This window comes from Thioalkalivibrio sp. ARh3 (assembly GCF_000377265.1).
Taxonomy (GTDB): Bacteria; Pseudomonadota; Gammaproteobacteria; order Ectothiorhodospirales; family Ectothiorhodospiraceae; genus Thioalkalivibrio; species Thioalkalivibrio thiocyanoxidans.
Genome location: NZ_KB897950.1, coordinates 150373 through 173933, shown reverse-complemented (window position 1 = coordinate 173933; position 23561 = coordinate 150373). Strand labels below are relative to the sequence as shown.

Genomic DNA, 23561 nt, shown 5'->3' with positions numbered 1-23561 from the left:
GTCGCGCGCTCAACGCAGCCCCCCGCATTCAAAGCTGGAATCGAGGATGCGCAGACACAGCTCGTCGAAATCGATGCCCGCCTGCGCGGCCGCCTTCGGCACCAGCGAGTGGTCGGTCATGCCGGGGATGGTGTTGACCTCGATCAGGAAGTTCTCGCCGTGCTCGTCCTGCAGGATGTCCACCCGGCCCCAGCCGCAGCCCTCGAGCGTGGCAAAGGCAGCGATCGCCAGCGACTGCAGCTCCAGCTGGGCACTGCGCGACAGGTCCGGGGGCGGGCACAGGTAGCCGGTATCGTCCGCCTCGTACTTCGCGTGGTAGTCGTAGAATCCGGTCGCCGCGCGAATCTCGATCACCGGCAGCGGCTCGTTGCCGAGCACCGCAACCGTGTATTCGCGCCCGGTGATCCACTGCTCGGCGAACACCTGCCCCGGCTGCACGCGCGCCGCATCAAAGGCAGCCGGCAGGTCCTCGGCACGATCAACCCGGGTGATGCCCAGACTGGAACCACCGCGCGCGGGCTTGACGATCAGCGGGAGGCCGAGGGCATCGGCCACCGCCTCCGGATCGAAGCCCGGCGTCAGCAGCCGATACGGCGCGCTCGGGAGATTGGTCCCCGCCCAGAGTCGCTTGCAGGCCAGCTTGTCCATGCCCAGCGCCGAGCCCAGCACCCCGGTCCCGGTGTAGGGCATGCCGGCCATGTCGAGGCAGCCCTGCAGCGTGCCGTCCTCGCCGCACTCGCCATGCAGGGCGATGAACACCCGGTCATAGTCCTCCAGCGCCATGCAGCGCGCCGTCTCGCGGGTGAGATCGACGGCATGGGCATCGACGCCCTGGCGGCGCAGCGCGGCCAGCACGGCGTTGCCGCTCTTGAGCGAGATGTCCCGCTCGCCGGACCAGCCGCCCATCAAGACCGCCACACGTCCATATTCTTCCGGTTTGCGCCTGCTCATTGCCTTCCCTCGATTGTCTCGTCCGTGGGACCCGGTCGACCCAGCAGCCGCACCTCCGGCTCCAGGCGTACACCAAAGCGCCGCTCCACCTCGCTTTGCGCGTGGCGTAGCAGCCATTCGATGTCGGCGGCCTGCGCCGAGCCATCGTGGGTAATGAAATTCGCGTGCTTGGGCGAGATCTCCGCGCCACCGTGGCGCAGGCCCTTCAGTCCCGCCGCCTCGATCAGGCGCGCGGCGTGATCGCCGGGCGGGTTGCGGAACACCGACCCGCAGGACGGCAGGCCCAGTGGCTGCTTCTGTGAGCGCTCGCGCAGCAGCTCCTTGATGCGCGCCGTGCCAGCGGCCGGATCGCCGGGCTCCAGCTGCAGCACGCAGCCGGTAAACCACTCGTCCGGACCCTCGACGCTGCGATAGCCGATGCGGTACTCGCCCGGTTGACGCTGGTGCTCCTGCCCGCCGGCATCCACGGTGGATACCGACTCGACCAGCGGCCAGATCTCGCCGCCCCAGGCCCCCGCGTTCATGCGCAGCGCGCCGCCCAGGGTGCCCGGGATGCCGGCCAGGAACTCGCCGCCCACCAGGCCCTCGCGGGCACAGAACCGTGCGGCCTGGGCACAGGCGAGCCCCGCACCCAGTTGTACACGGTTGCCCTCCAGGCGCTCGCGCTCGTTGAGGACCCCGGACAGGTGCACCACGAGCCCTTCGATGCCGCCGTCGCGGATCAGGACGTTGCTGCCCAGGCCCAGGAAGGTCACCGGCATAGCGGGGGCATGCCGGGCGTGATCCGCCAGTGCCGACACCAGGTCGGCCCGGTCCACCGGCCGGAACAGCCAGTCGGCCGGACCGCCCACACGCCAGGAGGTCAACCCGGCCAGCGGGGCCTCGGGCCGCACCTGGCCCCGAGGGGCATGAGCAAACGGGCCGTTCACCGGTTCCACCGCGCGCGCCGCCATCATGTCGCACTCCCGGGGCGCTTCTTCGCCCCCAGCTGTTCCGGCAACAGGCTCGCCAGCCGGCCGATATCACCGGCCCCCTGGGTGATCACGACGTCGTTGGACTTGAGCATCCCGGACAGGACGTCGGCGACGTCCGCCGCATGCTCGACGAACACCGGCTCGACCTGTCCGCGCAGCCGGATCGCCCGCGCGAGGCTGCGGCCGTCTGCGCTGGGGATCGGCTCCTCGCCGGCGGGATAGACCTCCAGCAGGATCAGCACATCGGCCTCGGACAGGGCCTCGGCGAAGTCCTCGAACAGGTCGCGTGTGCGGGTGTAACGGTGCGGCTGGAACACGGTGATGCGCCGCCGGTCGGGCCAGGCGTCGCGCCCCGCGGCCTGGGTCGCCGCGATCTCGCGCGGGTGGTGGCCGTAGTCGTCGACCAGGGTCAGCGGGCCCTGCGCGGTATCGAGCTCCTGCACCTGGAAGCGCCGACCGATCCCCTGGAAGCGCTCCAGCGCCGCCTGGATCGCGTCGGGGGCGACCTCCAGTTCGTGCGCGACGGCCGCCGCAGCCAGGGCATTGAGCACGTTGTGGCGCCCGGGCAGGTTCAGCGTGACCGGGAACGCGGCCTGTCCCGGCAGCTTCAGATCAAAGAACATGCGCACGCCTTCCTGGCGCACGTTCAGGGCGCGCACATCGGCTTCCGCCTCGATGCCGTAGGTCAGGCGCGGGCGCTCCAGTTCCGGATAGAGATCGCGCACCTGCGGGTCGTCCGCGCACAACACGGCGATGCCGTAGAACGGCAGGTGGTGCAGGAACTCGAGGAAGGTCGCGCGCAGGTTCCCGAAGTCGTTGCCATAGGTCCCGAGGTGGTCGGCATCGATATTGGTCACGATGCTGATCATCGGCTGCAGGTGCAGGAACGAAGCGTCGCTTTCGTCGGCCTCGGCGACCAGGTAGTCGCCCGCCCCCAGGTTCGAGTGACTGGCGGTGCTGTTCAGGCGCCCGCCGATCACGAAGGTGGGGTCCATGCCGGCCTCGGCAAGCACGCTGGCCACCAGGCTGGTCGTGGTGGTCTTGCCGTGGGTACCCGCCACGGCGATGCCGTAGCGAAAGCGCATCAGCTCCGCGAGCATCTCCGCCCGGCGCACGATCGGGATCCCGCGGCGGCGGGCCGCCTGCACCTCGGGGTTGGAGGGGTCGATTGCGCTGGACACCACCAGCACATCGGCCTCGGCAACGTTCTCTTCCGTATGAGCGGGTGCCACCGGGATCCCCATGCCGGTCAGTCGCGCGACCATCGCGGACTGGCCGAGATCCGATCCGGAGACCTGGTAGCCCAGCTGATGCAGGACCTCGGCGATCCCGCTCATGCCGGAACCACCGATGCCGACACAGTGAATACGGCGGATGCGGCGCATCGCGTGGCGTGGCAGACGCGGGGCATTCATGAGCTCTGCCTCCCCCGCCGGGCATTGGCCATCTCCAGGCAGGCCTCGGCCAGACGCTCGGCAGTGTCCGGGCAGGCCTGGTCGCGGGCCAGGCGCGCGCGTTCCCGCAGCGCCTCGCGCCCCAGCGGACGCACAATCTCGGCGACCCGCTCGGGCGTCAGATCGGCATCCGCCAGGCGCCAGGCCGCACCCGCCTCGACGAGGGCTCGGGCATTCGCGGTCTGATGATCGTCGACCGCATGCGGATACGGCACGAACAGGGCCGGGACGCCAGCCGCCGCAACCTCGGCCACGGTCAGCGCACCGGCCCGACAGATCACCAGATCCGCCCAGGCATAGGCCTCGGCCATGTCCTCGATAAACGGGGTCACTTCGTATTCCAGCGCGGTCTCGGCATAGGCCGCGCGCGCCTCGTCCAGCGTGCGCTCCCCGGCCTGGTGGCGAATCACCAGCGGCTGCGCGGGACGGGCCTGCTCGAGCCCCGCCGGCACGACACGGTTCAGCGAACGCGCGCCGAGGCTGCCGCCCAGCACCAGCACCCGCAGCGGGCCGGAGCGCGCGTCGAAGCGCTCCTCGGGCTCCGGCAGCGCCGCGATCTCCGTGCGCACCGGATTGCCCACGACGGTCACCGTATGGCGCTCGGGGAAGGCATGGTCGAAGCCCGCATAGACGCGGTCTGCGATGCGTGCCAGCCAGCGGTTGGTCAGACCGGCGACCGCGTTCTGCTCGTGGATCGCCAGCGGGCGGCCCAGCGCGGCGGCCATCAGGCCGCCGGGGCCGGCCGCAAATCCGCCAAAGCCGATCACGGCGGCCGGACGCAGCCGGGTAATCAGGGCCAGCGCCGCCCACAGCGAGATGCCGAGACGCCACGGGGCCAGCAGCAGCCCCACCAGCCCCTTGCCGCGCACGCCGCTGATCGGGAGGGTGTGCAGCTCGATCCCCGCCGCGGGCACCAGGCGCGATTCGATGCCGCGCGAGGTACCCAGCCAGAGGACCTCGGCACCGCGGGCGCGCAGGGCCTCGGCGACGGCCAGCCCCGGGAAGACGTGTCCGCCGGTACCCCCGGCCATGATCAGGATGCGCAGGGGATTGTTCATGTCCGCCCCCTCTTGCGCCGCGGCGAGCTCGGCTGGCGCGGGGCCGGGACCTGCGCCTCGCGATAGACCCGCATCACCAGCCCGATCGCCATCAGCGTGACGATCAGCGAACTGCCGCCGTAACTGAGGAACGGCAGCGTCATGCCCTTGGTCGGCAGGAGCCCCATGTTCACCGCGAGATTGAGCGCGCTTTGCAGCGCCAGCCAGATCGCGACACCGAAGGCCAGGTGAGAGCCGAACGCATGGCCCGCACGCTCCGCCCAGAGCCCGATCTTCACGCAACGCCAGACCACCACCGTAAACAGCACGATCAGGGCAAGCACACCGATAAAGCCAAATTCCTCGGCGAAGACCGCGAACAGGAAGTCGTTGTGGGCCTCCGGCAGGTAGAACAGCTTCTGCACGCTGTTGCCCAGACCGGCGCCGAACCAGCCGCCCGAGCCGATTGCGATCAGCGACTGGGTCAGCTGGAACCCGGTCGCAAACGGATCCTGCCAGGGGTCCAGGAATGCAGTCAGGCGCGCAACCCGGTAGGGCGCGGCTACCGCGACAAATGCCATGCCCACCGCGATGGTCGCGCCGAGCGCGGCAAACTGCCACAGCTTGGCACCGGCCAGGAACAGCATGCCCATGCCGATCGCCAGCATGATGGCCGCGCCGCCAAAGTCGGGTTGCAGCAGCAGCAACACGGTGCCGAAGCCCAGCACGACCAGCGGACGCACAAACCCCAGCAGGTGCAACCGCAGGGTCGAGTAGTGGCGCACGATATAACCGGCCAGGTACATCACCACCAGCAGCTTCACCGGCTCGGCCACCTGGAGATTGAACATCCCGATCGGGATCCAGCGGGTCGCGCCGTTCACGGTGCGGCCCACGCCCGGCAGCAACACCGCGATCAGCAGCACCATCACCAGGATCAGCAGCCACGGCCCGGCGCGTTCCCAGCGCTGCAGCGGGACCGTCCACATAACCGTCGCCAGTGCGAGCCCGATGGCGGCGAACAGCACCTGGCGCTGGAAGAAGTGCCAGATGTTGCCGTAGTAGCGCTCGCCCAGATCCATCGAGGCCGAGGCGACCATGATCAGACCGAGCCCGAGCAGCAGCGCGGCCGCAGCCAGCAGCGGCAGATCCACGCTGTTGCGCAGGCCGTCGAGCGAATCGCGCGACGGCAGTCCGAGGGGCAGCGATCCGGTACTCATGCCGCACGCTCCCGCACAGCCCGCGCGAAGTCGTCACCACGCGCCTGGTAGTTGTCGTACATGTCGAGGCTCGCGCAGCCCGGCGAGAGCAGTACGGTGTCGCCGGGCTGCGCCCAGGCGGCCGCCTGTTCCACGGCCGCGGTCATGTCGTCCACCCGCTGCACCGGCACCACCGAGGCCAGGGCCCGGGCAATCAGCGGGGCATCCTCGCCGAGCAGCACCACGCCCCGGACCTTGCCGGGCACGTAGTCCGCCAGCGGCGAGAAATCCTGCCCCTTGCCCTGCCCGCCGGCGATCAGCACCAGCGGCCCCGGGGTACCCCGCAGCGCGGCCAGGGTCGCACCCACGTTCGTGCCCTTGGAGTCGTTGATGTAGTCGACCTCGGCCACCCGCGCGATCCACTGCGAGCGGTGTGGCAGCCCCGCAAAATCGGCCAGCGCCGCCAATGCCTCCGCCCGCGCCTGCGGCGATTCCAGCCACGGCCAGGCCAGGGCCAGGGCGGCCAGGGCATTGGCCCAGTTGTGTTGCCCGCGGATGCGCAGACGTGCCGTGGACAGCAAGCGCTCGTTGCCACGCACCAGATCCGGCTCGTCCTCGCCGGTGGTGACGCCAAAATCGGTCGCTGCGAGCGGGGCATCCAGTCCAAACGAGACCACTCGCAACCCTGCCGGCAGGGGCAGTTCGCGCAACCAACGGTCATCACGGTTGAGCACGCCGCGTTCGGCGCGATCGAGGATGCGGGCCTTGGCCTGGATGTACGCCCCGAGGTCCGGATAGCGATCCAGATGGTCCGGAGAGATATTCAGGATTGCGGCCCCGGCCGGTGCCAGGCAATCGCTGCGCTCGAGCTGAAAGCTCGACAGCTCCAGGACATAGACCTCCACCGCCGCATCCAGCAGGTCCAGCGCGGGGGTACCGAAATTGCCCCCCATGGCGACCTTCTGGCCGGCCGCGCTCAGGATCTCGCCGACCAGGGCCGTGACCGTGCTCTTCCCGTTGGACCCCGTAATCGCGACGACCGGGGCGTCGACAGCCTCGGCGAACAGGTCGATGTCCCCGGTGATGGTCGCACCCGCCTTGCGCGCCCGAGCGACGGCCGGGCATTCCAGCGCGACTCCCGGGGAGACGATCAGTCGCGCATAGCGCGAGGTATCAAGCTCGTCCAGCGGCCCGGCCCAGGCCTTGGCAAGCCAGGCGGCGTCGGCGCCGGCCGTCAGTGCCGGTGGGTCGCGACGCGTGTCGGTGATCGCGAAATTCTCGCCACGCGCACGCAGGAATCGAGCGACGGACTGCCCCGTCGCTCCGGTTCCCACGATCAGATTGTGCGGCTGTGGCTTCGACATGGCGTCAGCGGATCTTCAGGGTCGCGAGACCGATCAGGACGAACACGACGGTCAGGATCCAGAAGCGCACGATCACGCGCGGCTCCGGCCAGCCCTTGAGTTCGAAGTGGTGGTGCAGCGGCGCCATGCGGAAGATGCGCCGCCCGGTGAGCTTGAACGAGGCGACCTGCAGCATCACCGACAGCGTCTCCAGCACGAAGATGCCGCCCATGATCAGGAGCACGATCTCCTGACGGGTCAGGATCGCCATCATGCCCAGGGCTGCCCCCAGGGCCAGGGCCCCGACATCACCCATGAAGACCTGGGCGGGATAGGCGTTGAACCACAAAAAGCCGAGCCCGGCCCCGACCAGTGCGGCGGCGAAGATCCCGACCTCGCCCACCCCCGGCACTGCGGGGATCTGCAGGTAATCCGCGAATACTGCGTGGCCGGCCGCATAGGCGAAGACCCCGAGGGCCCCGGCCACCAGCACCGCCGGCATGATCGCCAGGCCATCGAGGCCGTCGGTCAGGTTGACCGCGTTGGAGGAGCCGACCACGACCAGCCAGACCAGCGGGATAAACAACCAGCCGAGGTGGTACTCGAAGTCCTTGAAGAAGGGGAGATAGAAGCTCGTTTCGACCGGGCTTTGCGCGGTCGCCATGATCACCCCGGCGGCGACCAGCGCGAACAAGGTCTGCCACAGGATCTTTGCCCTGGCCGTCAGCCCCTTGCTGTTGCCGTAGCGCAGCTTCAGGTAGTCGTCCCAGCCTCCGACCGCACCAAAGGCCAGCGTGGTCAGCAGCACGATCCAGACAAAGCGATTGGTCAGATCGCTCCAAAGCAGGGTCGCTACTGCGACCGCCACCAGGATCAGCGCCCCGCCCATCGTCGGCGTGCCGGCCTTGCTCAGGTGCGACTCCGGGCCGTCGTCCCGGACCTGCTGGCCGACATTGCCGACCGTCAGCCGGCGGATCATCGCCGGACCAATCAGCAGCGCGATCGCCAGCGCGGTCACCACGCCCAGGATCGCGCGCAGGGTCAGGTACTGGAAGACCGTGAAGCCGCTATGGAACTGCGCGAGATATTCAGTCAGCGCGAACAGCATTCGCAGCCCCCCGTGCCGACGGGGCCAGCTCCAGGCCCTCTATGATCCGCTCCATGCGTTGGCTGCGCGAGCCCTTGACCAGAACCGTAGTGTCGTCCTGCAGCAGCCCCTCCAGCCGTGCTTGCAGCGCATCATGATCGGCAAACCACTCGCCGCCCTCGCCAAAGGCCTCGGCACTGTCGCGGGCGGCCTCGCCCAGCGCCAGGCAGTAGTCGAGGCCCATTGCGCGGGCCAGACTCCCGGTCTCCCGGTGCAGCGCCGGGGTCTCCGTACCCAGCTCGCCCATTGCGCCCAGGACGAGGATCCTCCGGCCGGGCATGGCTGCCAGCACCTCGAGCCCCGCGCGCAGAGAATCCGGGTTGGCGTTGTAGGTGTCGTCCCACAGGCGGGCGCCACTGACGTGCCAGAGTTCCTGCAGACGCCCCTGCACCGGGGCCCAGCGCGCCAGACCGTTGGCGATCGCATCGATCGGCACCCCCACCGCATTCGCCGCTGCGGCCGCGGCAACCGCATTGGCGGCGACATGGCGCCCCGGACTGGACAAGCGCAGGTCACGTCCGCCCCCCAGGATGGTCAGCCGCAAACGGTCGGGAGCCTGCCACATGCCCTCGACCTCTCCACCACCCTCCAGGGAAAAGCGCTGGCAGTGATGGTGTTCGTTCAACGACAGCCAGTAATCGGCGAATGGATCATCCAGGTTGATCACCGCGGTACCGCCCTGGGACGGCAGGCCGGAGAAGATTTCGGCCTTCGCGTGAGCCACGCCCTCGAGGCTGCCGAAGCCCTCCAGGTGGGCCCGCCCCGCGTTGGTGATCAGCGCGACCATCGGCTCGGTCCAGCGCGCCATACGGGCAATCTCGCCGGCATGGTTGGCGCCCATCTCGATCACCGCGTAATCGGTGTCCTCGGGCATGGCCAGCAGGGTCAGCGGCACGCCGATCTCGTTGTTCAGGTTGCCCTGGGTGGCATGCACCGAGCCCACCCCCTCGAGGATGCAGCGCAGCATCTCCTTGGTCGTGGTCTTGCCATTGGAGCCGGTCAGCGCAATCACGCGCGCCCGGCTGCGGCGGCGCCAGTGCTGGGCCAGTCGACCCAGGGCCTCGCCGGCATCGGCCACCACCACCTGCGGATGCGGAACCTCCAGCATGCGTTCCACCAGCAGCACGGCCGCCGGCAGATCGGCGGCGACATGCTCGTGGGCATCAAAACGCGGGCCGCGCAGGGCCACGAACAGCCCTCCGTCGAGCGGTTGCCGGGTGTCGGTGAACACCCCCTCGAAGACCTGCTCCCCGTCGCCATTTTCCAGTCGGCCGCGCACGGCGTCCGCCAGTTCCTGTCCGGTCATCCGGATCATTGGATATCCCCCCCACTGTCTCCCGCGTTCGTGCGAGCGCCGAGCTGGCGTGCCAGCTCGCGATCGCTGAACGGATAAAACCGCGTACCCACCTGCTGGGTGGTCTCGTGCCCCTTGCCCGCCAGCAGGATCACGTCGCCCGCGCCCGCCTCGGCCACGGCCGCACGTACTGCCGCCTCGCGATCGCCCACCTCGCGGCAGGCCTCGGGCCGGTCACAGCCGGCCAGCACGGCGGTCCGGATCGCGGCCGGGTCTTCCGAACGCGGGTTGTCGTCCGTCACGATCACCTGATCGGCGCGCGCACTGGCGGCCCGGCCCATGGCCGGACGCTTGGTGATATCGCGATCGCCGCCGCAGCCAAAGACCACGATCAGACGACCGGCCGTGTGCGGGCGCAGCGCGTCGAGTGCCGCGGCCAGGGCCTGTTCGGTGTGGGCATAGTCCACAACCAATAACGCCCCGCCGGGCAGTTCGAAGCGCTCCATGCGCCCCGGGACACCGCGCAGACGCGACACCGCATCCACACCGGCGGGCCAGGAATGACCCAGCGCACGCAGAGCGGCGAGCGTCGCCAGCAGGTTGCCGACCTGAAACAGCCCGAACAGGGCCGTCTGTACGGGCCAGGCACCACCCTCCGCCTCCAGCGTGAAACGGATCCCGTCGGCGCGGGCCTCGACCTCGCGCGCAACCAGATCGGCCGCTGCCCCCACCGCGCTGTACGTCAGGGTGCGCCCGGCCGTGGTTTCGCGGATCAGGCGCTGCCCGAGGGCGTCGTCGGCGTTGAGTACGGCGGTCTCCAGCCCCGGCCAGGCAAACAGCCGTGCCTTGGCATCGGCATAGGCCTGCTCACTGCCGTGAAAATCCAGATGATCCGATCCTAGGCGGGTCAGCACGGCGACGCGCACCGGGAGCCCGGCCATGCGCCCCTGTTCGAGCCCGTGCGACGAGGCCTCGATCGAGAGCGCCTGGCAGCCGTCGGCGGCTAGCCGGGCCAGGTGCCGGTGCAGGTCGATCACGCCCGGGGTCGTGTGGCCACAGTCCTCCAGCGCCCCGAAGCGGCCCACGCCCAGCGTGCCGACCACCCCCGTGGGGACACCGAGCTGCTCCAGGGCGCTGGCCAGCAGCTGGCTGACCGAGGTCTTGCCATCGGTACCGGTTACCGCGACCACGGGGTACTCGGCCGGCCAGGCACCCCACAGGGCATCGCAGATCGCCGGCAGCGCGGCGCGCAGACCGGGGAGATGCAGCACCGGGATATCCAGGGCCGGGGCCGCCTCGGCCTCGTCCCACAGGATGGCCACCGCGCCCTGCTCGGCTGCCGCCCGCGCATGGGCAAGGCCGTGGCCCTGCGTTCCACGCAGAGCGACAAAGACTGCCCCCGGGGTCACGCGGCGGCTGTCCTGGACGAGATCGGTCACACACTGTCCGGCGACCTCGCCCGCCAGCGGCGGCGCACCAGCGGGCCACAGGCTGCCGAGCGTCGGGACGGTCTGGACCGTATTCGCCGCCATCATGTCGAGCCCTCGCGCTCGGCAGCGAACTGCATCGGGAGATCCGGCATCGCGTCCGGGCGCACGTTGAACATCCGCAAAGCCGAGCCGATCACGTTCCGAAATACCGGCGCCGCCACCGCGCCACCGAAGTAGGTGCCGGCATTGGGCTCGTCGATCACCACGGCCATCACGAAACGCGGATCCGATGCCGGCGCCAGCCCTACGAAGCTGGAGATATAGCGATCTTCGGTGTAGCCACCGGGGCCGCTCTTGCGGCTGGTTCCGGTCTTGCCCGCGATGCGGTAGCCGTCGATCGCGGCCTGGCGGGCGGTACCCTCGGAGCCGATGGTGTGCTCCATCATCGCAAGCACGCGCTGGGCGGTCTCCGGGGTCATCACGGCGGCCGGCTCGCGCAGGTCATCGGCAATCTGCACCAACTGCACCGGGATGCGCTGGCCGTCGTTGGCGAATGCGGTATAGGCCGCGGCCATCTGCAGGGGCGTGATCGACAGGCCGTAGCCATAGCCCATCGTGGCCTGCTCGACCTCGCGCCAGGTCGGGAAGTCGCGCAGGCGGCCACTCACCTCGCCCGGGAAGTGCGTCCCGGTCGACTGGCCGAACCCGGCCTGATGCAGCACCTGCCAGAACCGGTCCGGCGGCAGGTCCAGTGCCAGCTTGGTCGCCCCGACATTGCTGGAACGCGCGATCAGGGTCGTCAGGTCGATCACGCCATAGTCACGAAAGTCGCGCACGGTCAGCCGCCCGACACGCATGGTCCCGGGACGGGTGTCCAGGGTCACGTTGGGGTCGATGATGCCCGCATCCAGCGCCGCGGCCACGGTGAAGGGTTTGACCACCGACCCCGGCTCCATGCTGTCCGTCAGCGACCGGTTGCGCGCGAGTTCCGAGCGGATCGAGCCGCGATTGTTCGGATTGAAGCTCGGCTGATTGACCATCGCCAGGACATCGCCCGTACGGGCATCCAGCAGCACGGCAGAGCCGCCCTGAGCATCATGCTCGGCCACCGCGGCCTTCAGCTCGCGGTAGGCCAGGTACTGCAGGCGCTGGTCGATGGTCAGGCGCAACGTGCGGCCGTCGCGGGCGGGCCGGATGCTGGCCACATCGCGGATCGTGCGTCCGTGGCGATCGCGCAGGACACGCTTGGCACCCGGCGCGCCCGACAGCCAGTCGTTGAACGCAAGCTCCACGCCCTCCTGCCCGCGATCGTCAATATCGGTGTAGCCGAGGACGTGCGAGGTCGTCTCGCCATGCGGGTAGTAGCGCCGGAACTCGCGCGTCAGGCCAAGCCCCTGGATGCGCAGGGCGGTCACCTGCTCCGCCTGGGCCGGCAGCATATGCCGACGCAGGTACATGAACTCCCGGCCGGCACGCGTCTCGATGCGCTCGGCCAGCCAGTCGGCATCGACCTGCAGCGCCTCGGCCAGCTCCGGCCAGCGGTCGCGCTGCTCCAGCAGGTCCTTGGGATTGGCCCAGGCGGTCTGTACCGGGGCGGAGATCGCCAGGGGTTCGCCATTGCGATCGGTCACCATGCCGCGATGGGCCGACTCGGTCAGCGTGCGCACCTGGCGCTGCTCGCCCTGCTGCGTCAGGAAGTCGCGGCTGAGCACCTGCAGATCGATGGCGCGCAGCACCAGGGCCACGAGCACCAGCGCGGACACGACTAGCAGTACCTTCAGGCGGCCATGGCTGACTTGGCGCTTCAGGGCTCCCATGTACGCCCCCCGATCACCACGATGCGATCCGGCTCGGGCTTGATCATGCCCAGTTCCTCGAGCGCCTGCTGCTCGATACGCCCCTGTGTCGCCCAGGTCGACTGCTCGATCTGCAGCTGCGTCCACTCCAGGTTCAGGGTGTCGCGCTCCGAAAGCTCCGACTGGTGCGCAATAAAGGCCTGGCGTGCCTCGTGTTTGGCCGCCACCACGCCGACGGCGGAGGCGAAGACCCCGGTCGCCAGGATGATCAGGATGAAGCCGCGAAAGACCATCAGGTGCGCTCCCCCACGCGCAGCACCGCCGAGCGCGCACGCGGGTTGCGGCGCTGCTCTTCGGCATCGGCACGCACCGGCTTGCCGATCGCGCGCCACGGGCGCTCGGGCGTTTCGGGCATGACCGGCAAACCGCGCGGCAGGCGCGCGTCCGGGCGCGGGCCACGCAACGCCTGCTTGACCATCCGGTCCTCCAGCGAATGAAAGCTGATCACCACCATGCGCGCGCCCGGGTGCAGCACCTCCGGGATCGTCTCGAGCCACTGCTCCAGCTCCTCGAGCTCCCGATTCACATGGATACGCAGGGCCTGAAAGGTGCGCGTGGCCGGATGTTTGCCCGGCTCGCGGCCGGGCACTGCGCGGCGCACGATCTCGGCCAGCTGGGCGGTCCGCGTAATCGGGGCCTCGGCGCGCGCGGCGATGATCGCACGGGCGATACGACGCGAATGGCGCTCCTCGCCGTAGTGGTAGATCACATCCGCGATCTCGTCCTGCTCCGCGCGGGCCAGCCAGTCCGCCGCGCTCTCGCCCTGCGCGGGGTCCATGCGCATATCCAGCGGGCCGTCATGCTGGAAGCTGAAACCGCGCTCGGGGGTGTCCAGCTGCGGCGAGGAGACCCCCAGATCCAGGAACACGCCATCCGGCGCACGATCGGGGAAGCGCCGGCGCAGGGTATCGGCCATCGCCGAGAACGGGCCCGGCTCGAAGACAAAGCGTGGATCGTCCGCAAACGAAGAGGCGGCCGCAGCCGCCTCGGGGTCCCGGTCCATCGCCAGCAGGCATCCGCCGGCACCGAGGCGATCGAGAATCGCACGGCTGTGTCCGCCGCGCCCGAAGGTCCCATCCACGTAGAACCCGTCAGCGCGCACGGCCAGCCCCTCCAGCACCGCGTCGCGCAGCACCGGGATATGAATGGCGGCTTCCGTCATGGTCACAACGCAATGGACTCGAGCGCGTCGTCATCCACATCACCCCCCAGCGCCTGCTCGCAACGGGCATCCCAGGAATCGGCATCCCAGATCTCGAACTTGTTGCCCTGCCCCAGCAGCACCGCGCGCTTGTCCAGACTGGCGTACTGGCGAAGCGGCGTCGGCAGCAGCAGACGGCCACTGCCGTCCAGCTCGCACTCGGTCGCATGACCGACCAGGAGGCGCTGCAGGTTGCGGACCTTCGGATTCATGTTGGGGCGGGACATCAGGCTTTGCTCGATGCGCTCCCACTCGGGGAACGGGTACAGGAGCAGGCAGCGGTCGGGGTCAACGGTGATCACCAGCTGGCCGCCACAGGATGCCGCCAGCGCATCGCGATAGCGCGCGGGCATGGCCAAGCGACCCTTGGCATCCAGATTGAGCTGGCTTACGCCTCGAAACATGGCCGGTACCGGTTGCGGTGGTTACCCACCTTTTCCCACCTTTTCCCACTTTTCGACACTATAGGTACGGCTATCTCCAGGAGTCAAGAAAATTGACCCGAAAAAACCAAAAATAAGCGTTGAATCACAGAGACTTAGCGAAGCCCCACCCAGCCATGGCGCGGGCACAAAATAAGACCCCAAAAGCCGCGCCTTGAGGGCCACACTTAAGAAACTACTTCACTATTTTTCGACAGGAACCGCCGACACGGCGACACGCAGGCCCGCGGACGGGGTACGAAAGGTGGGAAAAAGTGGGAGCCGGCCGTAAGCCGGGTTCTGTCGTGGACAGTCATTCATCTGGGACGTCCGTCACCGGACGCCTCGAGCAGCCTACCCGGGTGCGATGCGGGCCACACCATGCACCCCTATTTGGCCTTGCTCCGGACGGGGTTTACCCTGCCACGGACTGTTACCAGCCGTGCGGTGCGCTCTTACCGCACCATTTCACCCTTACCTGTGCCCGAAGGCCATCGGCGGTGTATTTTCTGCGGCACTTTCCGTCGGCTCGCGCCGCCCAGGCGTTACCTGGCGTCCTGCCCTGTGGAGCCCGGACTTTCCTCCGCATCCAGTGGATGCAGCGACTGCCAGGCCAGCTCCCGCGCTCCTTTTACGCCCGCACCCGCAACAAAGCAAGGAAAACCCCATCAGCCCTCGTCCTTCAAACGCAGGGCCCGGGCGTAGACACGGTTGCGCGGCAGCCCGGTGGCATCGGCCAGCACCCGCACAGCCCGCTTCAACGGGAGCTCACCCAGCAACGCCCCCAGCAACCGCTCATGTTCGTCGGCCAGCGGGGCATCCTCGGACTCCGGGTCGGCCGCCTGCGGGGCCGGCGCAAGGATCAGGACGAATTCACCACGCAGACGATTGGCATCGGCATCGAGCCAGGCCGGGAGTTCGGCAGCGGCTCCTCTGTAGTGTTCCTCGAACTGCTTGGTCAACTCGCGCCCGAGGAACACCACCCGCTCCGGCGCCAGCGCGGCCAGGTCGTCGGCCGCGGCGCGCACACGATGCGAGGACTCGAACAGGATCGTGGTCACCGGCTGCACCAGCAGGGCCTCCAGGCGGCGACGGCGGGCCCCGCCGGCATGCGGAAGGAAACCCTCGAAACAGAAACGGTCGGATGGCAGACCGGCGACGGCCAGCGCGGCGAGCGGCGCACTGGCGCCGGGTATCGCGCGCACCGGCAGCCCCGCCTCGGTCGCCGCCCGTACCAGGCGATAGCCCGGGTCGGAGACCAGCGGTGTCCCGGCATCCGAGATCAGTGCCAGATCGTCGCCCGCCTCCAGCGCGGACAATAACGAAGGGATACGGTCGCGTTCGTTATGCTCATGGAGGCTCACCAGCGGGGTCTGCACCCCCAGATGCGACAGCAATCCTGCGCTGTGTCGCGTATCCTCCGCAGCGATACGCGATACTCGCGCCAGCACATCACGGGCACGGGGGCTCAGATCGGCCAGATTGCCGATCGGGGTCGCAACCACCCATAACGTGCCGCAATTCGTTGACACAACCTGATGCGCTTTCAATACTGACTCCTCAATACGCTGATCATCCCGCTATCGTGAACTTGCACCGTTATTTTGCCGCCGGAGGGCGCTACCGGGGCCGCCTCGCCCTGAGTCTGCTCGCCGGCGCGATCCTCGCCGGCTGCGCGACGCCGCGCCCCGACCCGACCCCCGCCCCGGAACCGGAGGAGGAACGACCCGAGGTCGTCGACCTTCCGGCGCACGAGCGCGCGCCCGTCCTGATCAGCGAGGCCTGGGCCGATCCGCAGCCGGACAGCGTGCGCGCAGCGATCGACGCGGTGCTGGACCTGGACGATCCGGACGGCGACCTGATCGACCGCGCCGACGCGCTGTGGCGCGACCTGGATGCCGAAGACCGCGAGCCACTGGCGGACCGCGTACGCGGCGGCCGACTGGCGGCCGCACGCGGTGACTGGGACGCGGCGCGCGAACGGCTCGGGGCCGATGACCCGGATGACGAGACACGAACCGCCGAGGTCTACCGCGACGGCCTGGCGCTGCACGCCCGGCTGTTGGAGCACGAACGGCAATGGTATCAGGGGCTGGACGCCCGCCTGCGCCTGGACAGCATGCTGGTGCTGGAACCGGACGCACAAACCGCCAACCAGGAACGCATCTGGGGCCTGCTTGCGGCCCTGCGCCCGGCCCAGCGCGACCGTCTGGCCACCAACGAGCTTCCGGACGCAGAACCCTGGGTACGCCTGTTCGCCGGTCTTCGCGGCGTGAATTCACAAGACGAAGCCCGGCACGTGGCGCGGCAGTGGCGAGAGCGCTACCCGTCGCACCCGGCCAACAGCCTGCTCCCGGAGCTGGTCGCGAGCCACCCGCTCCAGGCCGAGATGCCGGACACCATCCTGGTACTGCTGCCCCTGTCAGGGGATCTGGCCCAGTTGGGCAATGCAATACTGGACGGGATCACTCGGGCCTATTACGCAGAAACCGGGGGCCAGGGCCGACTGGTGATAAGGGATACGCGCGGAGACGCCGAGACGGCGGCCGAGCTCTATCGCCGGGGCGTCGAGGACGGGGTGGACCGTATCATCGGCCCACTGGACCGTGAGGCCGTGCGCGCGGTGGTCGGGAGCGACGACACACGGCCGACGCTGCTGCTCAATCGGACCCGCCTGGACGGGAACGGCGCCTTCGGCACCCTCGCGCTGAACCCCGAGGAAGACGCATACGCCGTAGTGGACCGCGCGATACGTACCGGCTGGAGGAATCCACTGGTCATCCTTCCGGAGGGCGAGTTTGGTGACCGGGTGGCTCAGGCCTACCAGGATGCGCTCGCCGACTACGGGCTGCGGCCACGCGACATCGTGCGACTGCGCCCGGATGCCGAAGACATCAATACCCAAGTCAGCGATGCACTGGGGATCGAGCAGAGCGAGGCGCGCATTCGCGAGGTCGCGCGCCGCACCGGCTTGAGCCTGGAAGGCGACCCCCAGGTTCGAGGCGATGCCGACCATCTGTTTGTGACCGGGACCTCTCGCCAGATGCGGCAGCTGGTGCCCTATCTGCATTTCCATGGCGCGCGACAGCTGCCGATTATGGCGACCCCCCACATCTACGCCGGGCAACCGAACGCCAATCGCGACCGCGACCTGAACGGCATCGTGTTCCCCGACGCCCCCTACCTGCTGACGACCATCGAGCCGCTGAACGGCGAGATGTCCGACGGCGGAGCGGAGGCGCTTCCGCGCTTTGTCGCGCTGGGCATGGATGCCCTGCGCCTGAGCCTGCATGATCGTGCAGTGCGCGAGGCGGCCCACCATCAACTCGTCGGGGGCGCCGGCACCTGGTCACTTAACCCGGTAAGTGGTGACTGGGTGCGCGACCCGGCCTGGGCGCGCTTCGAGCGCGGCGAGCCCCGCCAGCTGGGGACCACCAGCGAAGGCAACTGACCGATGTTCCGCCCGGGTGCCACCGGCCAGGCTGCCGAGGAGCGGGCGGCGCAGTACCTTGCAGGGCAAGGACTCGAACTCGTGGCGCGCAACGTGCGCCGCCCCTGGGGAGAGCTCGACCTGATCGCCCGCGAGGGCGAAACGCTGGTACTGGTGGAGGTACGCAAGCGCAGCCACCGCGGCTTTGGCGGCGGTGCCGAGAGCATCGACAGGGGCAAACGCAGGCGCCTGCTGCGCGCCGCGGAGGGGTATCTGCAGGAGACCCGCTGGCAAGGGCCCGTTCGCTTTGACGTGGTACTCCTCGACGGCGATGACGCGATCGAATGGCTGCCCGACGCCATTCAGGGGGATCCGGCATGACGCCTCTGGCGCGCGAGATCGAGCAACTGCTGCCCGCCGAGGACCGCCTGCTGGACCCGGCCGACTGCTGGTCCTACGGCGCCGACAACTCCAAGCTGCACGCCCCTCCGGAGGCAGTGGCCTTCGCCCGTGATGCGGAGACCGTCGCCGAACTGGTGCGGCTTTGTCGGCGCCTCGGCGCAGCCCTGACCTGTCGTGGGCGCGGCACCGGGACCACCGGCGCGGCGGTCCCCGATCACGGCGGACTGGTCCTGTCGTTCGAGCGCATGAACCGCATCCTGGAGGTCGACCCGGCAAACCGCTGGCTGATCGCGGAGCCCGGCGTGACCAACGGCGAGGTGCAGGCGGCGGCGGATGCCCACGGGTTTTTCTGGCCCCCCGACCCCACGAGCAGCGCCTACTGCACACTCGGGGGCAATCTCGCTTACAACTCGGCCGGGCCCCACGCCGTGAAGTACGGAACGCCGCGCGACAACACCCTCGGGCTGGCAGGGGTCGCCGGCACCGGCGAGCCATTCCGCACCGGCGTGCACACCACGAAGGGGGTTGTAGGATATGACCTGACCCGGCTGCTGATCGGCTCCGAGGGGACGCTGGCCGTAATCACCGAGGCCACGCTGCGCCTCACACCGCAACCCGAGGCGACGCGCCTGATCCAGGCGGTGTATCGGACCGTGGGCGACGCGGCTGCGGCAGTCTCCCGGCTGATGGGCCGCGCCGAGATCCCGTCGGCCCTGGAGTTCATGGACCACTCGGCGATCGCCATGATCCGCGACTATGCGCCGGACTGCCCGCTGCCGCGCGACGCCGGGGCCATTCTGATGATCGAGACCGATGGCACCGAGGCCGGGATCGACGCCACGACGCGCGGCGTCCGCGCCGCCGCGGGTGGCGAGGGCTGCCTGCAGACCAGCAGTGCCGACACCCCGGAAGAGGCCCAGGCCCTGTGGGCCGTGCGCAAGGCCCTCTCGCCGGCCCTGCGCACCGTCGCGCCGAAGAAGATCAACGAGGATGTGGTCGTGCCCGTCTCCCGCATACCCGACCTGATCGCCGGCCTCGACCGGCTCGCGCAGACGCACGCGATCAAGATCGTGAACTTTGGTCATGCCGGCAACGGCAACATCCACGTAAATCTGCTGGTGAACCCGGACGATCCGCAGGAGCTCGCCGCCGCCGAACGCTGCCTGGACGAGGTGTTCACGCTGGTACTGGGGCTGGGGGGCACGCTGTCCGGCGAACACGGCATCGGACTGGTAAAACGCGCCTTTGTGGGCCGGGAGATCGATCCCGTGGCGCTGAACCTGATGGCCGGGATCAAGCAGAGCTTCGATCCCGACAACATCCTGAACCCCGGCAAGGCGCCAGGGCCGGACATCACCGGGACTACTTGACGACCTTGAGGGCGGGGCCCTTGCGCTTGGCAGCCGGCTTGTCCCCGTCCTGTCCCGAACCCGTGGGGCCCGAGTCGTCCGGTCCATCGCCACCCGGGCCATCTTCCGGCCCCGGTCCCGGCTCGCTGCCGAACATCATCCCCTGTCCGTTCTCGCGCGCATAGACGGCGAGCACGGCCTGTGTGGGTACGTAGACATCCATTGGATTGCCGGCAAAGCGAGCAGAGAAGGCCACGGCCTCGTCCCCGATATTCAGGGCCTGCACGGCGGACGGGCCGATGTTGAGGGTGATCTTGCCCTGCTCGACAAAGGCATCGGGTACCAGCGTACCCTCCACCGTGGCGTCGACCAGGATGTGCGGCGTAAAGCCGTTATCCGTGATCCACTCCCACAGGGCCCGGAGCAGATAGGGACGCGAAGAGGTCACAGCCTCAGCTCGCGCTCGGCCTCGGTGAGACTAATCTGGAAGGAATCCCGCTTGCAGACCCGATCAGCGTATTCCTGGATCGCGGTCGGGAGCGAATCGAGGTCGATCCCCAGGGCCGGCAGGCGCCACATCACCGGGGCAATCGCGCAGTCGACGATGCTGAACTCGTCACTCAGGAAGTACGGTTTCAGCTCAAAAATCTCCGCCGAGTTCAGCAGACTCTCGCGCAGAATCTTGCGCGCCTTTGTGAGCCCCCCGCCCGCGGCCTTGTTGACCGCGTCCAGCCCTTCGTACCAGTCGCGCTCGACGCGATAAAGCGCCAGACGCGCGGCGGCACGCGAGACGGGATCCACCGGCATCAGCGGCGGATGAGGAAATCGCTCGTCCAGGTACTCGGTGATGACATGCGTCCCGTACAGCGCCAGGTCCCGATCGACCAGCGTCGGCACCTCGTTGTAGGGATTGAGATCGGAGAGATCCTCGGGGAGTTCGTCCGGCCCGAGGTTGACGACATCCACCGCGATGTCCTTCTCGGCGAGGATGATGCGCACGCGATGACAGCGCACACAATCGTGAGCGGAAAACAGGGTCATAACGGAACGACGATTGGCGACCAGCGCCATGGCTTTCTCCCTACCCCGGTCCAACGGCACGCCGCGCCGGGCAGACGGTCAATAACACCGGCAGGCGCTCTTCCATAAGCGCCCGCCGGCGACGGTTCAGGCCGCCTAGTGTACGTCTTTCCAGTACTCCTTTTTCAAGAAGTAGGCCAGCACGGTAAACACGGCCAGGAAGATCAGAACGTACAGGCCAATGCGCTGACGGTCGAGCTGCATCGGCTCGCCCATGTACGAAAGGTAGGTGACCAGGTCACGCACCGCACGATCGTACTCGCTCTGGCTCATCGAACCGCTGCGCACGAGCTCCAGGCGCTCGTTGCCCTCGTCGTCCTCGACCAGCTCCTGCCAGCCCTGCAGTTCCCACAGCACGTGCGGCATGCCGACGTTGCTGAACTGGGTGTTGTTGGCACCCAGCGGACGATCCTCGTCGATGTAGAAGCTCTTGAGGAAGGTGTACACCCAGTCTTCGCCGTGGATACGGGTCGTCAGCGTCAGATCCGGCGGAGTCACGCCGAACGCCTCGTCGGCGTAGTCCTTGGTCATGGCGTTCTTCATCAGCGAACCCGGGTTGACCAGCTCGCCGTCCTCGTCGGTGACGAAGATGAAGTTCTGCTCTACCTGCTCCTCGGTCAGCCCGATGTCGCGACCCACACGGTTGTAGCGCATGTACTCGGTCGAATGGCAGGCCATGCAGTAGTTCATGTACAGCCGGGCGCCCCGCTGCAGCGACGCCTGGTTGCTCACGTCCACGTTGGCCTTTTGCAGGTCACCGGAACCGCCGGCGGCCAGGGCCGCCGGGGTTGCGAGCAGGGCCACGAGGGCCACGAATGTCGTTGCGATAAACGTTTTCATTACGAAGTCACCCTTTCCGGAACGGCGCGGTCACGACCCAGACCCCGGGCAAAGACCGGGACCACCATGCAGACGAACAGATGCGCGGTCGGGATCAGCCAGGACCACAGGATCATGCTCGCGTCACTCGGGTCGAAGCGCGAGATGTCGTACATGGTGTAGATACCCACGACCACGGCAAACGCGACCAGACTGAATACCGCGGACCGCTCCTTGCTGAGGAACCACAGCAGGAAGAAGAACGCGAAGTACACGATGGACCAGCGGAAGCTCATTTCGCTCACCATCGTGGTGGCCTGCTGCAGACCCAGCCAGCCGAGAACCACGAAGGCCACCACGAACGCCGCCAGGTTGAACTTGGCCGCGAACGAGCGATAGCGCATCGACAGAACCGGGTTGCGGTCCAGCCAGGGGATAAAGAACAGCATCATCACCGCGGCACCCATGGCCACCACGCCGAGGAACGGATCCGGCACGGAACGCAGCACCGAGTACATCGAGGTGAAGTACCAGACCGGCGGAATCAGCTCGGGCGTAACCAGCGGATCGGCCGGGATCATGTTGTCGGGCTTCAGGAACAGACCGCCGCCCATCGGGAAGAAGAACATGATCACCGCGAAGACCATCAGGAAGACGCCGACGCCGACGATGTCCTTCACGGTGTAGTACGGGTGGAACGGGATGCCGTCCTTCGGGATGCCGTTCTCGTCCTTGTTCTTCTTGATCTCGACGCCGTCCGGGTTGTTCGAGCCCACCTCGTGCAGCGCGATGATGTGCGCGGCCACCAGCAGGATCAGCACCAGCGGCAGGGCAATCACGTGCAGCGCGAAGAAGCGCGTCAGCGTGGCGTCGGACAGCAGGAAGTCACCGCGAATCCAGGTCACCAGGTCCGGCCCGATGTACGGGATGGTCTGGAACAGGTTCACGATCACCTGCGCGCCCCAGTAGGACATCTGGCCCCACGGCAGCAGGTAGCCGGCGAAGGCTTCGGCCATCAGCACCAGATAGATCAGCACACCGAAGATCCAGATCAGCTCGCGCGGCTTCTTGTAGGAGCCGTACAGCAGCGCCCGGAACATGTGCAGATAGACGACCACGAAGAACATCGAGGCGCCGGTGGAGTGCATGTAGCGAATCAGCCAGCCCCACTCCACGTCACGCATGATGTACTCGACCGACGCGAACGCGAGTTCCGCATCGGGCTTGTAGAACATGGTCAGGAAGATGCCGGAGACGATCTGGATGACCAGCACCAGCAGCGCCAGAGAGCCGAAGAAATACCAGAAGTTGAAGTTCTTCGGCGTGTAATACTGAGCCAGATGCTCATTCCACATCTGGGACAGGGGGAAGCGGGCATCGATCCAGCCCAGCAGACCACCCTGCCATTTTTCCGCGGGATTACCGGCCATCAGACAGTCCCTCCGTCTTCATCTTCACCCACGAGCAGCAGGTCATCCGTGATGTAGTGGTGCGGCGGAATCTCGAGGTTGTCGACCGCCGGCATGTTGCGGTAGACGCGACCGGCCATATCGAAGCGCGAACCGTGGCAGCCGCACAGCCAGCCGCCCTGCCAGTCGGAGCCCATGTCGGGATCGCCGATTTCCGGGCGGAAGGACGGGGAGCAGCCGAGGTGGGTGCAGATGCCGATCACCACCAGGACTTCCGGCTTGATCGAGCGGTGCTCGTTCTGCGCGTATTCCGGCTGCTGGGCCTCGTTCTCGGAGTCCGGGTCGCGCAGGCGATCGGTCACCTTGGACAAACCTTCCAGCATCTCGTCGGTACGCCGCACGATCCAGACCGGCTGGCCGCGCCACTCGATGCTGACGCGCTGACCGGGCTCGACCTCGCTCACATCGAACTCGACCGGAGCCCCTGCCGCCTGAGCGCGTGCGCTGGGCTGCAAGGACGCCAGGAACGGAGTCGCGACCGCTGCGACACCGGCACCGCCCACGACTGTCGTCGCGGCGACGAGGAACCGGCGACGGCCTCGATTTACGCCTTGGTTTGCCATGTTTGTCTCTCCAAACAACGTGTTGAAATCGTGTCCCGGCAGCCACTCGGTACATGAACGAGGGCGCGGAAGGACCCGCCGGCCACCCCGTCAGCGCGCCGCCTGGGGCGCGCTGACGGGCGAACGGGCAGACCGCCGCGG

General features: G+C 68.1%; 22 protein-coding genes and 1 other RNA gene. 3 read left to right on the top strand and 20 right to left on the bottom strand.

The window, feature by feature from the left end:
• Window positions 1–9: 9 nt before the first annotated feature.
• From C995_RS0109380 to rsmI, 15 genes are all read right to left on the bottom strand, one after another.
• The gene (locus C995_RS0109380; RefSeq protein ID WP_018864696.1) at window positions 10–951 is read right to left on the bottom strand and encodes a D-alanine--D-alanine ligase; all 942 of its coding nucleotides are present in this window, start codon (window positions 949–951) and stop codon (window positions 10–12) included.
• Complete coding sequence (gene murB, locus C995_RS0109375; protein WP_018864695.1) at window positions 948–1907, bottom strand: UDP-N-acetylmuramate dehydrogenase; 960 nt, start codon at window positions 1905–1907, stop codon at window positions 948–950. Before murB ends, C995_RS0109380 begins: the two co-directional genes overlap by 4 nt.
• Window positions 1904–3340, bottom strand: coding sequence for a UDP-N-acetylmuramate--L-alanine ligase (murC, locus tag C995_RS0109370; protein WP_018864694.1), 1437 nt, complete (start codon window positions 3338–3340; stop codon window positions 1904–1906). Before murC ends, murB begins: the two co-directional genes overlap by 4 nt.
• Complete coding sequence (murG, locus tag C995_RS0109365; RefSeq protein WP_018864693.1) at window positions 3337–4437, bottom strand: undecaprenyldiphospho-muramoylpentapeptide beta-N-acetylglucosaminyltransferase; 1101 nt, start codon at window positions 4435–4437, stop codon at window positions 3337–3339. The genes murC and murG overlap by 4 nt, the downstream gene beginning before the upstream one ends.
• On the bottom strand, window positions 4434–5636 hold the full coding sequence (gene ftsW, locus C995_RS0109360) for a putative lipid II flippase FtsW (RefSeq protein ID WP_018864692.1): 1203 nt from the start codon (window positions 5634–5636) through the stop codon (window positions 4434–4436). The genes murG and ftsW overlap by 4 nt, the downstream gene beginning before the upstream one ends.
• Window positions 5633–6979 (bottom strand): UDP-N-acetylmuramoyl-L-alanine--D-glutamate ligase, encoded by a 1347-nt coding sequence (gene murD, locus C995_RS0109355; RefSeq protein WP_018864691.1) that lies wholly within the window; start codon window positions 6977–6979, stop codon window positions 5633–5635. Before murD ends, ftsW begins: the two co-directional genes overlap by 4 nt.
• Window positions 6980–6983: 4 nt before the next feature.
• Window positions 6984–8066, bottom strand: coding sequence for a phospho-N-acetylmuramoyl-pentapeptide-transferase (mraY, locus tag C995_RS0109350; protein ID WP_018864690.1), 1083 nt, complete (start codon window positions 8064–8066; stop codon window positions 6984–6986).
• A complete protein-coding gene (murF, locus tag C995_RS0109345; protein ID WP_018864689.1) occupies window positions 8047–9420 on the bottom strand; it encodes a UDP-N-acetylmuramoyl-tripeptide--D-alanyl-D-alanine ligase in 1374 nt (457 codons plus the stop codon). The genes mraY and murF overlap by 20 nt, the downstream gene beginning before the upstream one ends.
• Entirely contained in the window at window positions 9417–10934 is a 1518-nt protein-coding gene (locus tag C995_RS0109340) for a UDP-N-acetylmuramoyl-L-alanyl-D-glutamate--2,6-diaminopimelate ligase (protein WP_018864688.1), read from the bottom strand. The genes murF and C995_RS0109340 overlap by 4 nt, the downstream gene beginning before the upstream one ends.
• The gene (locus tag C995_RS0109335; RefSeq protein ID WP_018864687.1) at window positions 10931–12646 is read right to left on the bottom strand and encodes a penicillin-binding protein 2; all 1716 of its coding nucleotides are present in this window, start codon (window positions 12644–12646) and stop codon (window positions 10931–10933) included. Before C995_RS0109335 ends, C995_RS0109340 begins: the two co-directional genes overlap by 4 nt.
• Window positions 12634–12918, bottom strand: coding sequence for a cell division protein FtsL (gene ftsL, locus C995_RS0109330; RefSeq protein WP_018864686.1), 285 nt, complete (start codon window positions 12916–12918; stop codon window positions 12634–12636). The genes C995_RS0109335 and ftsL overlap by 13 nt, the downstream gene beginning before the upstream one ends.
• The gene (gene rsmH / locus C995_RS0109325) at window positions 12918–13847 is read right to left on the bottom strand and encodes a 16S rRNA (cytosine(1402)-N(4))-methyltransferase RsmH (protein WP_038070513.1); all 930 of its coding nucleotides are present in this window, start codon (window positions 13845–13847) and stop codon (window positions 12918–12920) included. Before rsmH ends, ftsL begins: the two co-directional genes overlap by 1 nt.
• Window positions 13848–13849: 2 nt before the next feature.
• On the bottom strand, window positions 13850–14290 hold the full coding sequence (gene mraZ, locus C995_RS0109320; protein WP_018862592.1) for a division/cell wall cluster transcriptional repressor MraZ: 441 nt from the start codon (window positions 14288–14290) through the stop codon (window positions 13850–13852).
• Window positions 14291–14582: 292 nt separating this feature from the next.
• Window positions 14583–14929, bottom strand: an RNA gene (rnpB, locus tag C995_RS13675) — RNase P RNA component class A.
• A 47-nt stretch (window positions 14930–14976) separates the two neighbouring features.
• Window positions 14977–15813 carry a 16S rRNA (cytidine(1402)-2'-O)-methyltransferase gene (gene rsmI, locus C995_RS0109315; protein WP_018864684.1) on the bottom strand — a complete coding sequence of 279 codons (837 nt, stop codon included), beginning with the start codon at window positions 15811–15813 and terminating at the stop codon, window positions 14977–14979.
• A gap of 80 nt (window positions 15814–15893) precedes the next feature.
• On the opposite strand from rsmI, the gene C995_RS0109310 reads away from it, so the two are divergent.
• From C995_RS0109310 to C995_RS0109300, 3 genes are read left to right on the top strand one after another with little or no spacing between them, the layout of a single operon-like run.
• A complete protein-coding gene (locus C995_RS0109310; RefSeq protein WP_018864683.1) occupies window positions 15894–17759 on the top strand; it encodes a penicillin-binding protein activator in 1866 nt (621 codons plus the stop codon).
• 3 nt (window positions 17760–17762) lie between these two features.
• The gene (locus C995_RS0109305; RefSeq protein ID WP_018864682.1) at window positions 17763–18119 is read left to right on the top strand and encodes a YraN family protein; all 357 of its coding nucleotides are present in this window, start codon (window positions 17763–17765) and stop codon (window positions 18117–18119) included.
• A complete protein-coding gene (locus C995_RS0109300; RefSeq protein ID WP_018864681.1) occupies window positions 18116–19510 on the top strand; it encodes an FAD-binding oxidoreductase in 1395 nt (464 codons plus the stop codon). The genes C995_RS0109305 and C995_RS0109300 overlap by 4 nt, the downstream gene beginning before the upstream one ends.
• Here the strand turns inward: C995_RS0109300 and C995_RS0109295 are convergent.
• The 5 genes from C995_RS0109295 to petA all read right to left on the bottom strand — a co-directional run bounded on the left by C995_RS0109295 (window position 19503) and on the right by petA (window position 23420).
• On the bottom strand, window positions 19503–19937 hold the full coding sequence (locus tag C995_RS0109295; protein WP_018864680.1) for a ClpXP protease specificity-enhancing factor: 435 nt from the start codon (window positions 19935–19937) through the stop codon (window positions 19503–19505). The two genes, C995_RS0109300 and C995_RS0109295, sit on opposite strands and share 8 nt — an antisense overlap.
• Window positions 19934–20560, bottom strand: coding sequence for a glutathione S-transferase N-terminal domain-containing protein (locus C995_RS0109290; RefSeq protein WP_018864679.1), 627 nt, complete (start codon window positions 20558–20560; stop codon window positions 19934–19936). Before C995_RS0109290 ends, C995_RS0109295 begins: the two co-directional genes overlap by 4 nt.
• 105 nt (window positions 20561–20665) lie before the next feature.
• The gene (locus C995_RS0109285; protein ID WP_018864678.1) at window positions 20666–21409 is read right to left on the bottom strand and encodes a cytochrome c1; all 744 of its coding nucleotides are present in this window, start codon (window positions 21407–21409) and stop codon (window positions 20666–20668) included.
• Window positions 21409–22818: a cytochrome bc complex cytochrome b subunit gene (locus C995_RS0109280; protein ID WP_018864677.1), complete on the bottom strand. Its 1410-nt coding sequence runs from the start codon at window positions 22816–22818 to the stop codon at window positions 21409–21411. Before C995_RS0109280 ends, C995_RS0109285 begins: the two co-directional genes overlap by 1 nt.
• A complete protein-coding gene (gene petA / locus C995_RS0109275; RefSeq protein WP_026279051.1) occupies window positions 22818–23420 on the bottom strand; it encodes a ubiquinol-cytochrome c reductase iron-sulfur subunit in 603 nt (200 codons plus the stop codon). Before petA ends, C995_RS0109280 begins: the two co-directional genes overlap by 1 nt.
• Window positions 23421–23561 lie beyond the last annotated feature (141 nt).